This window comes from Ruegeria sp. H8 (assembly GCF_056532905.1).
Genome location: NZ_JBQFNY010000001.1, coordinates 628,747 through 641,873, shown reverse-complemented (window position 1 = coordinate 641,873; position 13,127 = coordinate 628,747). Strand labels below are relative to the sequence as shown.

The 13,127-nt window shown below is 57.1% G+C and carries 13 protein-coding genes; 6 read left to right on the top strand and 7 right to left on the bottom strand.

Translation table 11 applies throughout. The annotated features are described in order from the left end of the window. Positions 1 to 11: 11 nt before the first annotated feature. The 4 genes from ACR0A2_RS03120 to iscR are packed head-to-tail and all read right to left on the bottom strand — an operon-like array spanning position 12 to position 3,306. Entirely contained in the window at positions 12 to 215 is a 204-nt protein-coding gene (locus ACR0A2_RS03120; protein ID WP_152458013.1) for a hypothetical protein, read from the bottom strand. After that, positions 215 to 1,735, bottom strand: coding sequence for a Fe-S cluster assembly protein SufB (sufB, locus tag ACR0A2_RS03115; protein ID WP_480834026.1), 1,521 nt, complete (start codon positions 1,733 to 1,735; stop codon positions 215 to 217). Before sufB ends, ACR0A2_RS03120 begins: the two co-directional genes overlap by 1 nt. 18 nt (positions 1,736 to 1,753) lie before the next feature. After that, a complete protein-coding gene (locus ACR0A2_RS03110) occupies positions 1,754 to 2,797 on the bottom strand; it encodes a cysteine desulfurase family protein (protein ID WP_480834025.1) in 1,044 nt (347 codons plus the stop codon). Between the two features lie 50 nt (positions 2,798 to 2,847). Further along, positions 2,848 to 3,306, bottom strand: a complete 459-nt coding sequence (gene iscR, locus ACR0A2_RS03105; RefSeq protein ID WP_152458016.1) for a Fe-S cluster assembly transcriptional regulator IscR — start codon at positions 3,304 to 3,306, stop codon at positions 2,848 to 2,850. A 181-nt stretch (positions 3,307 to 3,487) separates the two neighbouring features. On the opposite strand from iscR, the gene ACR0A2_RS03100 reads away from it, so the two are divergent. The 6 genes from ACR0A2_RS03100 (at position 3,488) to ACR0A2_RS03075 (ending at position 9,047) form a co-directional block, all read left to right on the top strand. Next, a complete protein-coding gene (locus tag ACR0A2_RS03100; protein WP_152458017.1) occupies positions 3,488 to 4,141 on the top strand; it encodes an alpha/beta hydrolase in 654 nt (217 codons plus the stop codon). Next, positions 4,141 to 4,386, top strand: coding sequence for a hypothetical protein (locus ACR0A2_RS03095; RefSeq protein WP_152458018.1), 246 nt, complete (start codon positions 4,141 to 4,143; stop codon positions 4,384 to 4,386). The genes ACR0A2_RS03100 and ACR0A2_RS03095 overlap by 1 nt, the downstream gene beginning before the upstream one ends. Beyond that, entirely contained in the window at positions 4,383 to 5,546 is a 1,164-nt protein-coding gene (locus tag ACR0A2_RS03090) for an HD domain-containing protein (protein WP_480834024.1), read from the top strand. The genes ACR0A2_RS03095 and ACR0A2_RS03090 overlap by 4 nt, the downstream gene beginning before the upstream one ends. 379 nt (positions 5,547 to 5,925) lie before the next feature. Continuing rightward, positions 5,926 to 6,261 (top strand): DMT family transporter, encoded by a 336-nt coding sequence (locus ACR0A2_RS03085; protein ID WP_480834023.1) that lies wholly within the window; start codon positions 5,926 to 5,928, stop codon positions 6,259 to 6,261. A 76-nt stretch (positions 6,262 to 6,337) separates the two neighbouring features. After that, the gene (gene typA, locus ACR0A2_RS03080) at positions 6,338 to 8,155 is read left to right on the top strand and encodes a translational GTPase TypA (RefSeq protein ID WP_152458021.1); all 1,818 of its coding nucleotides are present in this window, start codon (positions 6,338 to 6,340) and stop codon (positions 8,153 to 8,155) included. 298 nt (positions 8,156 to 8,453) lie between these two features. Next, positions 8,454 to 9,047 (top strand): hypothetical protein, encoded by a 594-nt coding sequence (locus ACR0A2_RS03075; protein ID WP_480834022.1) that lies wholly within the window; start codon positions 8,454 to 8,456, stop codon positions 9,045 to 9,047. Between the two features lie 74 nt (positions 9,048 to 9,121). Here ACR0A2_RS03075 and ACR0A2_RS03070 read toward each other — a convergent pair whose 3' ends face one another. The 3 genes from ACR0A2_RS03070 to alaS all read right to left on the bottom strand — a co-directional run bounded on the left by ACR0A2_RS03070 (position 9,122) and on the right by alaS (position 13,076). Then, on the bottom strand, positions 9,122 to 9,745 hold the full coding sequence (locus ACR0A2_RS03070) for a transglutaminase-like cysteine peptidase (protein WP_480445160.1): 624 nt from the start codon (positions 9,743 to 9,745) through the stop codon (positions 9,122 to 9,124). A 369-nt stretch (positions 9,746 to 10,114) separates the two neighbouring features. Further along, a complete protein-coding gene (locus tag ACR0A2_RS03065; protein WP_170344227.1) occupies positions 10,115 to 10,402 on the bottom strand; it encodes a DUF1330 domain-containing protein in 288 nt (95 codons plus the stop codon). A 1-nt stretch (position 10,403) separates the two neighbouring features. After that, positions 10,404 to 13,076: an alanine--tRNA ligase gene (alaS, locus tag ACR0A2_RS03060; RefSeq protein ID WP_480834020.1), complete on the bottom strand. Its 2,673-nt coding sequence runs from the start codon at positions 13,074 to 13,076 to the stop codon at positions 10,404 to 10,406. Positions 13,077 to 13,127 lie beyond the last annotated feature (51 nt).

Here is a 13,127-nt window from a genome sequence, read left to right as displayed (position 1 = left end):
CCGAAACCTTCTTATCCCAGCAACTTGCGGATCAGACGCGCGACGATCCAGCCCAGGATCGCCCCTCCGCCAACCGCCCAAACCGGGTTGATGAATTCCATGTGGTTGATGTTGACGTAAGCCATACCCAGCAGACCGCCAAGAACCGGCAACGCGTAACCCAACCAGGTCAGCACGTCTTCTTTCCGGATGCCGCTTCGTGACGCCCGCGTCATCAGCCAACCGACCCTTCCAGCGAGATTGCCACCAATTGCTGCGCTTCCATGGCGAACTCCATCGGCAGTGCTTGCAGAACGTCTTTGCAGAACCCGTTGACCACCAAGGCCACGGCCTCTTCTTCATCCATGCCGCGCTGACGGCAATAGAACAGCTGATCGTCATCCACCTTGGACGTCGTCGCCTCATGCTCAACGCGGGACGAGTTGTTCTTGACCTCGATATACGGAACCGTATGCGCGCCGCATTTGTCGCCGATCAGCAAGCTGTCACACTGGGTATAGTTGCGGCTGTCCTTGGCCTTCGGATGCATCGAGACCAGACCGCGATAGGTGTTCTGCGCCTTGCCCGCACTGATGCCCTTGGACACGATGCGCGACTTGGTGTTCTTGCCCAGATGAACCATCTTGGTGCCGGTATCGGCCTGCTGATAGTTGTTGGCAATCGCAATGGAATAGAACTCACCCTGGCTTTCATCGCCGCGCAGGATGCAGGACGGGTATTTCCACGTCACGGCCGAGCCGGTTTCAACCTGCGTCCACATCACCTTGGACCGGTCGCCCCGGCAATCGGCGCGCTTGGTCACGAAGTTGTAGATGCCGCCCTTGCCGTTCTCATCGCCCGGGAACCAGTTCTGAACGGTCGAGTATTTCACTTCGGCGTCTTCTTCGACAATGATCTCGACCACGGCCGCGTGCAGCTGCGCGGTGTCGCGCTGGGGCGCGGTGCAGCCTTCCAGATAGGACACGTACGAGCCTTTGTCAGCGATGATCAGCGTGCGCTCGAACTGGCCGGTGTTTTCGGCGTTGATGCGGAAATAGGTGCTCAGCTCCATCGGGCAGCGGACACCGGGCGGAATGTAGACGAAGGACCCATCCGAAAACACGGCCGAGTTCAAAGTTGCATAAAAGTTGTCCGACACCGGGACCACAGTGCCCAGATACTTTTTGACCAGCTCAGGGTGTTCCTTGATCGCTTCGGAAATCGAACAGAAAATCACACCGGCCTTTTTCAGTTCGGCCTGAAAGGTCGTGCCGACGGACACCGAGTCGAACACCGCGTCCACAGCAACCTTGCGACCCTCGGCCGGCGCATCCTCAGCACCTTCGACGCCGGCCAGAATCATCTGTTCTTTCAGAGGGATACCAAGCTTTTCGTAAGTGGCCAGCAGCTTTGGGTCGACATCGTCCAGCGATTTGGGTTTCTCTTCCATCGATTTCGGACGCGCATAGTAATACTGGTCCTGAAAATCGATCTTCGGATATGTGACCATGGCCCATTTCGGTTCTTCCATCTTGGTCCAGCGTTCAAACGCGGCCAGACGCCACTCGGTCATCCATTCCGGTTCTTCATTCTTTTCCGAGATCAGACGAACGATGTCCGGGTTCACACCTTTCGGCGCGTACTCCATTTCGATGTCCGTGTCCCAGCCGTATTTATAGGTTCCGACCTCGCGAACCGCATCCACGGTTTCCTGATCGACACCCTCTTTCACCTGGGTCTGGTCCAAAGCGGCCATAACTTAACCTCCGTCAGATCACGCGGCGCGCGCGCGATGCTTTTTCTCTTTCTCAAGCCACGTTTCGGCGAAACGCAGCACATCTTCTTCCGTTGTCCGAGGTCCCAGCGATACGCGGATTGCGCTGCTGGCCGTTTCCTCGTCAAATCCCATGGCGGTAAGCACCGCGCTGGAACGAACCTTGCCGCTGGAACAGGCAGAGCCCGCACTGACCGCAAATCCCGACAGGTCCATTTGCATGACCTGGGTTTCACCCTTCCACCCGGGCGCAGCAAAACACAGGGTGTTCGGCAGGCGTTGCCGCCCTTTCCCGACAAAAATAGGTGATTTTACAGCGGCCTCAAGAGCGTTTTCTAGAATATTTCTAAATTCTTCGACCTGCTCCCAAACGCCATTGGCCAGATCCCGCATCGCAGCTTCAGCTGCGGCCCCGAACCCCACGATACCAATTACATTTTCGGTTCCTGACCTGCGGCCCATTTCCTGGCCGCCCCCCTTGATCTGTGCCGCCAGATCGGTTCCGCGTTGTATCACAACGGCACCTACACCCTTTGGACCGCCCAGTTTATGCGCCGAGACCAAGGCCATCTGGGCATTCATCCAGTTGAACGCGACGGGCAGCTTGCCAAAAGCCTGTGTGGCGTCTGTCACGGCCAGGCCGGACGGCAGTGTTTGAACAATCCCCGTCTCTGAGTTTGCCAGTTGCAATGTCGACATTTCAGGCGCGGTTACCTGCACGTCTCCGGCCTCGGAAACCGTAAGATCCTCGTTGATCCAGGCTCTTACCGCGTCATGTTCAATCGCCGCGCCGTGCAATTGGCGCCCCGACAATGCCAGTGCCGCACCTTCGGTTGAACCAGATGTAAAGACGATATCCGCACCATCCGCCCCAAAGGCCGATGCAACCTGAGCCCGGGCGCGCTCGATCAGAGCTTTGGCGGCCCGACCTTCCGCATGAACCGACGAGGGATTGCCGCAGACTTCCATCGCCGCAATCATCGCGTCCCTCGCTTCGGGGCGCAGCGGCGTTGTTGCATTGTGATCCAGATAAACACGTTTCATGGATACATCTTTTTGCCGACAGACTTCATTTCATATCCCGCCCGTTAAGATCATTCATCTACAACGGAAAACAGGCTCGGAACGGCCGGGCACGGGGCGAGGTCGTTCTTGATCACATCTGACAAACGGGTTTGATGCAGGAACACATAGACATGCGCGCTGAGACTTTCCCAAAGCCGATTGGTCAATGATTGAGCGCGGCTGCCGGACGAGGCCCCGGACGCTCCGGCCCCTTTTTGCAGCGCATCAACGGTTTCGTCCACGGCCGCCAGAATTTCGACGACACGAATTTCGGATGCCGGGCGTGCCAGTCGATACCCGCCGCCGGGCCCCCGCACGGAAGACACCAAGTCCGCCCGGCGGAGTTTGACGAAGAGCTGCTCGAGATATGGCAACGAAATGTCCTGCCTCTCGGAGATTTCCCCAAGCGTCACCAGTCGTTCCGTCGGCTGGAGCGCAATATCCGCCAGGGCGACCATTGCGTAACGCCCTTTGGTCGACAGCTTCATTCCATGCCCCCTTTCAGCAGGATTTGCGCGAAATCATTGACGCCGACGTTGCCAGTGCGTATCTCCGACTGACAGCGCTGGTATGCGCCAAGCAACATAATTAGAACCGTTCTAAGGTGCCCGACGATTATCGTCAAGTATATCCGGGCATCGGCACGAAAAAGACAGGACCAAAGCACACATGCCCGAGGTGATTTTTCCCGGACCCGAAGGCCGCCTGGAAGGCCGCTACCACCCGCAAAAGGAAAAAGACGCACCGATCGCCATCGTGCTTCACCCGCACCCTCAGTTCGGCGGGACCATGAACAACAAGGTGGTCTACAATCTTCACTATGCCTTCTACAACATGGGGTTCACCGTGTTGCGCTTTAACTTCCGCGGCGTCGGTCGCAGCCAGGGCGAGTATGATCAGGGCGTGGGCGAGCTGAGCGATGCGGCATCGGCGCTGGACTACCTGCAATCGATGAACAACAATTCGAAACACTGCTGGGTCGCAGGTTTTTCGTTCGGTGCGTGGATCGGTATGCAGCTGCTGATGCGCCGCCCTGAAATCACGGGGTTCATCAGTGTATCGCCCCCTGCAAACATGTATGACTTTTCGTTCCTTGCCCCCTGCCCGTCTTCCGGCCTGATCATCAACGGAACGGCTGACAGGGTGGCGCCACCGGCTGACACGACCTCGCTGGTGAACAAGCTGCACGAGCAGAAGGGAATCACCATCACGCACACCGAAGTGGAAGGTGCAGATCACTTCTTTCAGGATCGTCACATGGACACGCTGATCACCAATGTCAGCGACTATGTGAAACGCCGCCTGACCGAGAACACCCGCTGATGTCCGACACCATCACATCTCTTGCCGCCAAACTGGCCGAAGATACGATGAAGGTAATGGATGAGACGGGCGAAGACAGGTTCTTTGTCGAAGTTGGTGAAGTGCTCGGGGCCGCGTCTCAGTCTCTGGAAGAGGCGTTTCTGACGGAAATTCGTGTTCGGTTGGCTGAACGGAAAGCCAGGCAGTTCGTGATCAAACGCTTGTCTGCGCATCGTGCAAAGCAGAAGGCGATCGAAAAGCAATGACCGACCGTTTGCCGGCGCAAATCGCATTTCTGAAACGGGCCGACGAACTGAAAATGGTCGAGCGGGCAAATGTCCTGCTTGACCGGTCCAGACCCGAAAACTCGGCAGAACACAGCTGGCATTTGGCCTTGTGGGCCCTTGTCATGGCCCCGTTGGCAGGGCCGGATGTCTCGATTGATCGGGTCTTACGCATGCTGTTGCTGCATGACCTTGTTGAAATCGTTGTCGGCGACCATCCAATCCACCTTAAGACTGACTGGAACTTGGTTGCCAAAGCTGAGCAAGCTGCAGCCAAAGAACTGTTTGGGCTTTTGCCAAAGGATCAGGCCGATGCGTTTCACGCTGTCTGGCGTGAATTTGAAGAGGATCAGACCGCCGACGCCCGGTTTGCAAAGGTTCTGGATCGTTGTCAGCCACTGTTTCAGGTTCTGTGTGCCCCGAACCCAGATCCGGATCACGTGGACATAGCGCGTTCAAATCTCGAAGGCGGTCGCGCCGCCTATCTGGAACAGGTTTTTCCACTGGCCTACGAGCACGCCGCAAACCTGCTGGCTGGTGCAGATACGCAGGCCAACGCGTTTACGACACGGCTGGCGTTTCTGACCGAAGCTGATCGGCTGAAGTCTGTTCTTCGTGCCTCGCGGCTGATGGCGGGTGATCGTTTCGAAAACTCGGCAGAACACTCGTGGCACATCATGCTCTACGCCTGGGTCCTGGCTGAAAATGCGCCCACAGGGATCAGTGTTGATCGGGTCCTTCAAATGCTGTTGCTGCACGATATTGTTGAAATCGACGCTGGCGACAATCCGATCCACGGGCAGGTCGATCACGCAGCGCAAGCAGCCAAGGAACAAGCGGCGGCCAAGCGCTTGTTCGGGTTGCTGCCCGACACGCAATCCAACACCTTCACGACATTGTGGCACGAGTTTGAAGCGGCAGACAGCCCCGACGCCAGGTTCGCCAAAGCCGTTGATCGTTTTCAGACACCTGTCGCCAATCTGGAAACCGGTGGCGGATCGTGGGTCGATTACAAGGTAACATATGCCCAGCTTGAGGCACGCGTTCAGCCTGCGATTGCAGCAGGTTCTCCCGGGCTGTGGGATTGGCTGCAACCGCAACTGGCTGCACACTTCCAAAGCGCCGAGTCTGTACACCACTAGGCAGAAAAGAAAAAAGGAGCCCGACGGCTCCTTTTTCCCTGCTAAGCTCTACGTGGCGCTTAAAAAACACTACTACCATCAAACTGTTCAACCATGTTGGCTGCTTCAACTTCGACGGACCCCCCGTCAGCAAGCCACCCAATCGCCACTATCAGACCCGCAGCAAATATTACGGATTTCGAAAATGTCGTCATAACTCAAAACTCAATAACAAATCATAAAATACGTTGAGAAGACTACACCAATTCGATTCTCTGAATAGTCAGGTATACCTGACCTCAGATGGTATTCTCATATCCTCAGACCCAAAAAATCGCCTTGCCCACCCCTTCGGTTTCATGCTCAACGCGAGGGTATCTTTCCTGTTTCGAGGATCAAAATGCCCCAAGCGTATCTGTATCTGATGCTGGCTGTTGTTGCGGAAACCATTGGCACCACGGCCTTGCAGGCTAGTCAACAATTCACGCGGTTCTGGCCGTCCATCCTTGTGGTCGTAGGGTACGGACTCGCATTTTACCTCATGGCGCTGACGCTGAAATACATGCCTGTCGGTATCGTTTATGCGATCTGGTCCGGTCTGGGCATCTTTCTGATCGCCGTGATCGGATTCATCGTGTTCGGCCAAAGGCTGGATTGGCCTGCGATCCTGGGGTTGACGTTGATCTTGTCCGGAATCCTGATCATTCACCTCTTTTCCAAGACTGCCGGTCACTGATCCACGGTTAGGGCTGGTATATTTTGTCGCGCCGCGCTATGCGCGCGGCAACTTTCCGTTCAAAGGCTGACCTCTCATGGACCTGCGCAATATCGCAATCATCGCTCACGTGGACCACGGCAAGACGACCCTGGTGGATGAGCTGCTCAAACAATCCGGCGCGTTCCGGGAAAACCAGGCCGTGGCGGAACGCGCCATGGACAGCAACGATCTGGAGCGCGAGCGTGGCATCACCATTCTGGCCAAGGCAACTTCGGTCGAATGGAAAGACACACGCATCAACATCGTCGACACCCCCGGCCACGCCGATTTCGGTGGTGAGGTCGAGCGTATCCTCAGCATGGTCGATGGTGTCGTCCTGCTGGTTGACGCCGCCGAAGGCCCGATGCCACAGACCAAATTCGTGACGTCGAAGGCGTTGGCGCTGGGCCTGCGCCCGATCGTGGTTCTGAACAAGGTCGACAAGCCGGATGCGGAACCTGACCGCGCATTGGACGAATGCTTTGACCTGTTTGCCAACCTCGGTGCCGATGATGATCAATTGGATTTCCCGGCCATGTATGCCTCGGGCCGTTCCGGCTGGGCGGATATGGAGCTGGACGGCCCGCGCAAGGACCTGAGCGCACTGTTTGATCTGATCGTCGATCACGTTCCTGCCCCGAAACAGATCGCGCATAAGGGTGAACCGTTCCGGATGCTGGCCACCACTTTGGGCAGCGATCCATTCATCGGCCGCATTCTGACGGGTCGTGTGGAAAGCGGCACATTGAAAGCTGGCGACAGCCTGAAAGCCCTGAGCCGTGACGGATCGTTGATCGAAAACTTTCGCGCCTCTAAAATATTGGCGTTCCGTGGGCTGGCACAGCAACCTATCGATGTGGCCGAAGCCGGTGACATCGTCACCATCGCCGGCATGAGCAAAGCAACCGTGGCAGATTCTCTGGTTGCTCCGCAGGTCGAAGAAGCCCTGCCTGCACAGCCCATCGACCCGCCGACGATCACCGTAACTTTTGGTATCAATGATTCTCCGTTGGCCGGTCGTGACGGCAAGAAAGTTCAGTCGCGCGTCATCCGTGATCGCCTGATGAAAGAAGCCGAATCCAATGTCGCGATTCGCGTCACCGACACACCCGGCGGCGAGGCTTTCGAGGTCGCGGGCCGCGGCGAGTTGCAGATGGGTGTTCTGATCGAGAACATGCGCCGTGAAGGGTTCGAACTCAGCATCTCGCGCCCTCAGGTTCTGTTCCGTGAAGAAAACGGCCAGCGGCTGGAACCGATCGAGGAAGTCACCATTGACGTTGACGATGAATACTCGGGCGCCGTGATCGAAAAGATCACCGGGGCCCGCAAAGGTGAGTTGGTCGAGATGCGCCCCGCAGGTGCCGGCAAGACCCGCATCATTGCCCATGTACCGTCCCGTGGCCTGATCGGCTATCACGGCGAATTCCTGACCGACACCCGCGGCACAGGCGTTCTGAACCGCGTGTTCCATGGCTGGGCGCCGCACAAAGGCCCGATCCCGGGCCGCCGAGCGGGCGTTCTGATCTCGATGGAGAATGGCCAAGCCGTGGCCTATGCCCTGTGGAACCTGGAAGAGCGTGGCCGGATGTTTGTCGGTCCTCAAACGGATGTCTATCAAGGCATGGTGATTGGCGAGCATTCTCGTGACAATGATCTGGAAGTGAACCCGCTGAAAGGCAAGAAGCTGACAAACGTACGCGCGAGTGGCTCGGACGATGCGGTTCGTCTAACGCCGCATATTCAGTTCTCGCTGGAAGAGGCAATTGCTTATATTGACGACGATGAACTGGTCGAAGTCACCCCGAATGCAGTGCGCTTGCGCAAGCGTTATCTTGACCCGCACGAGCGCAAGCGGATGGCCAAGTCGGCCTGATTTACCCGGCAGACCGCTGCCGCAATCGGAAACAATTGCCCAAGTGTGGCAATTTTGCGTCCAAACGGACAAAAGATAAAAAACGGACAACCGGGCACTACGCCCGGTTTTCAATTGAAAAGAGTAGACTTTCTTCTTTGGGTTGCATTAATTCTCCATCACTCCCCCAATCCACATGTTGTGATTGAGACCCGTTTAAGGTGAAAATATGCCAGTTGTGTGACGTCGTTCATAAACACCCTCGCTGCGGTGGTTCATATGAACACGTAGTAAAGTATCGAGTTTCGAGGAGTTCCACATGGGTATCCGGTCCCGCAATATCCCGCTGTATTTTGTCGCTACGACATTTTTGTTTTCGCCTACGGGTGAAGCTTTCGCCGCCGGAACATGCACCGTTCAAACAGCCAGACAATCCGCTGCATCCGCACAGGTGTTATGTGAGTGTGACGCTGTGACATCGGGTATGATCCGATACATTCAACGCCGGCACGATTTCGATCAAATTCTGGCGCGTGTAGGTGCTGAATGTGCGCCACTTGCAGACTTGCTTTCAGATTTGCCGACGGCGTCGATCGGCGCAAGTGATCAGCGATCCGGAGATGGTCCGTCCGATGAGACAGTCGACAGCGGCTCGGCTTTCGGTGGTGGTGGCGGTTTAAGCGGTGGAACCGGCGGTACAAGCGGTGAAAACGGCGGCACCGGCGGCGGTGGCACTGGCCTAGGGGGCGAAGGCAGCGGCTCTGGCGGCGGCGGTGAAAACGAAGGTGGCGGTGAAAACGAAGGTGGTGGCGAAAACGAAGGCGGCGGCGAAAACGAAGGCGGCGGCGAAAACGAAGGTGGCGGTGAAAACGAAGGCGGCGGCGAAAACGAAGGCGGCGGCGAAACGTTTTAATTTGGAAGCAAAAATACCGGTGCAAGATACGATTGCACCGGTATTCAGTTTCTCAAAAAGACTTTCAGGTTTCCTCAGCTATGGCCGTACACACCAACCCAACGTCCGGGGCGGTTCGGGTCTTGCATGCGAAGAAACAGATACCGCGTCGCCGTCCAGGGTTTGATACGGTTCGTGAGGTTGTCCAAAACCAAATCACCGTTTGAAGAGCGATACACCAGCACCGCATGAGGCACCCGACGCGTGTCCAGAACCGTCGCGATCAACAGTTTACTTGGATCGACGCCGGCATGGATCAAATCTCTTTTCTTCAACAGCGCGAAGTCTTCGCAATCGCCCCCCCTGTCCGTGGGAAGCGCCCAACGCTCGGTCATTTTGTACTGAGATTGATCGGTGACTTCTCGCGTCGATCTGTTCACGCGCCGATTCACCTGTTCGACAACCTTCAGTTCTTGCTGGCTGGACATGGACACGGATCGTTTTTCGGCACAGGCCCATTTGTACTCGGCGCACAGATTTGCCGCCCCTGAAGGTGGCGGCGAGGACGCGACACTTGGGATAAACCCGTTCCCGGACGCATGTGCGACGGGGACCACCGCTAGGGTGCAAACGCCAAAAAAACTGATGCTGAAGGCCCGCACTGAAACCGGCAGAAGTCTTGCACCAAACCGCTTGGCCAGATTTGTGAAGTGTTTCATGCCTGTACCCCAATCCGATGTTCTTCGTACGATTGCACGTCAAACAGGGTCGCATTCCGATTCGTGAAACTATCCGCGAACAACCCCGCGCAGGCAATCACCTAAAAAGTTGAAGGGGAAAAAGGGCGGAAATTCGTCCGTCAATCTGACCTTTTTGCGCAAGAATTTGGGTGAAGCAGCCACAATTCAGGCGCTAAACGCGCAAATCCGCGACGGCGTGGCCTGACAAGTAATTGAAATAATGAAAAAATAAACTCAGCCCATATTTGCGAGCTGAGTTTCCAAGGTCGATCGTGGCATAAGCCAATGATTGCCTATTGGCTGCCCGTTTACCGGGCAAACCGCGCTACACTTCGTGAACGCAGACGTTCACTCCGTGATTTCAACCACAACCAATTCACGTTCACTGGCGTCGCGCGCATGACTCAATGCTTGTTGATAGTCATCCGAGTTATAGCATTCGACAGCCGCTTCAAGCGACGGGAAACGGGCAACAACGTTGCGTGGCCGTTCCTTGCCTTCCAACTGAACGTAACGCGCCGCACGGGCGATGAAAGTGCCCCCGTGCTTGGCAATGGCTGGCCCGGCCAATTCGGCATATTTTCCATACGCCTCAGCATCGGTCACCGTCACATGTGCAATCCAAAGTGCGGCCATCTTATCCTCCTAAAACCTGTTCTGCGGCCTTGATCGCCGAATCCGCGTTTGACGCATCCCGTCCACCGCCCTGGGCCATATCCGGGCGGCCGCCGCCGCCCTTGCCGCCCAATTCCACCACGGCGGCCTTGACCAGATCGACCGCCGAAACGGTTCCTGTCAGGTCTTCGGTGACGCCAGCCGCAACCGCGGCCTTGCCGCCGGTATCCGCGATGAGCAACACCGCCCCCGACCCAAGACGCGCCTTGTGTTCGTCGATCAATGCCGGAAGATCCTTGCCGGACACCCCGCTGAGGGCCTGCGCTATGAACTTCACGCCGTTCACATCACGCGCTTCGGCACCGCCGCCCTGCCCGCTCCCGCCGGCCATCGCCAGATCTCGACGCAGTTGAGCCACTTCGTTCTGCAATGACTTGCGTTCCTCCAGCAGGCTTTTCACGCGGGCCACCACATCATCCGGCTGCGCCTTCAGTTCCGACGCCACCTGCGCAAGACGATGATCCTGTGCCGAAAGGTAACGGAGCGCTTCATCCCCGGTCAGTGCCTCGATGCGGCGCACGCCTGCACTGCTTGCGCTGTCGCCCAGGATGACAAAGGTGCCGATGTCACCCGTCTGGCGCACATGGGTGCCGCCGCACAGTTCGATCGACCAGGTTTCGCCATCATAGCCCTTGCCCGTAGGTGCCTTGCCCATCGAAACAACACGCACCTCGTCACCGTATTTCTCGCCGAACAGTGCCTGCGCGCCCAGTTTGCGCGCGTCATCCGGTGTCATGACCCGTGTCTCGACAGCCGAGTTCTGGCGGATGAAATCGTTCACCTCACGTTCGATCTTCTGGATTTCTTCCAGGCTCAGCGCTTTGGAATGGCTGAAGTCGAACCGCAGACGATCCGCCGCATTCAGCGAGCCGCGCTGCGCCACATGGTCGCCCAGCGTTTCCCGCAGCGCTTCATGCAGCAAGTGGGTGGCCGAGTGGTTGGCCCGGATTGCCGTGCGGCGCGCATGATCGACTTCCAGCTCGACAGAATCGCCTTTTGACACGGCACCGCTGAAGACCGTCACCTTATGTGCATAGACCTTCCCATCGGCGAATTTTCTGGTGTCCTCCACCCGGCTGAGGTGATCGCGATCTTCAAGACGCCGCAACTCGCCAGTGTCGCCCACCTGGCCACCAGCTTCGCCATAGAACGGCGTCTGGTTCACCACGACCCAGCCGCTGTTGCCCGCTTCGATCTTGTCAACCAAGGCACCGTCGACAACCAGTGCCACAACCTGAGCTTCGGCTTTCTCGGTGTCATAGCCAAGGAAGTCGGTCGCTCCGGCGCTGTCCAGAACATCGAACCATACCGCCTGATCCGCGGCTTCACCGGACCCGGCCCAGGCAGCCCGCGCTTTGGCCTTTTGTTCGGCCATCGCCGTTTCAAAGCCTTCGGTGTCAACTGTCCGGCCTTTTTCACGCAGAGCATCCTGTGTCAGGTCCAGTGGGAAACCGTAGGTGTCATACAGTTTGAATGCCGCTTCACCGGACAAAGGCGCACCCTCGGAAAGGCCAGACACCTCATCGTCCAGCAGCCTCAACCCCCGGTCCAGCGTCTGCTTGAAACGCGTTTCTTCAAGCAACAAGGTCTCTTCGATCAATGGCTGTGCCTGGGTCAACTCGGCATAGTGACCGCCCATCTGTTGTACCAATGACGGGACGAGCCGGTGCATGACCGGATCCTTGGCACCCAACAGATGCGCATGACGCATGGCACGACGCATGATGCGGCGAAGAACATAGCCGCGGCCATCATTGCTGGGCATCACGCCATCAGCAATCAGGAACGAAGTCGAACGCAGGTGGTCCGCGATCACGCGGTGGTGCACGTTCTGATCCCCGTAAGGATCCACGCCAGTTGCATCGGCCGATGCCTCGATCAGTGCCTTGAACAGATCGGTGTCATAATTGTCATGGCTGCCCTGCAACAATGCACCGATCCGCTCGAGCCCCATGCCCGTATCAATCGACTGCATGTCGAGCTCGACCATCGAGCCGTCTTCGAACTGCTCGTTTTGCATGAAGACGACGTTCCAGATTTCAATGAACCGATCGCCGTCCTCTTCGGCAGAGCCCGGAGGACCGCCCCATATGTGATCCCCATGGTCATAAAAGATCTCGGTACATGGGCCGCAGGGGCCGGTCGGGCCCATCTGCCAGAAATTGTCGCTGGTGGCGATGCGGATGATCCGGTCTTCGGGTACACCGACCTTTTTCCAGATTTCAAACGCTTCGTCATCGGTATGATAGACCGTTGTCAGCAGGCGGTTCTTGTCGATCCCAAATTCCCTGGTGATCAGCTCCCACGCGAATGGGATCGCTTCGTGTTTGAAGTAATCACCAAACGAGAAGTTCCCCAACATCTCGAAGAATGTATGGTGGCGCGCCGTGTAACCCACATTGTCGAGATCGTTGTGCTTGCCGCCGGCACGCACGCATTTCTGCGCCGTGGTGGCGCGCTTGTAGTCACGTGTTTCCAATCCGGTGAACAGGTTCTTGAACTGCACCATGCCCGAATTGACGAACATCAGCGTCGGGTCGTTGCGCGGCACCAGCGGGCTGGACGCCACGACCTCATGCCCCTGTTTTTCAAAGTAGTTCAGAAAGGTCGATCGGATGTCGTTCAGGGTTGGCATAGGGCTCTCTCGGCGCACAAAAAATTGGTCCCCGCAGGTTTATCCCCCTGT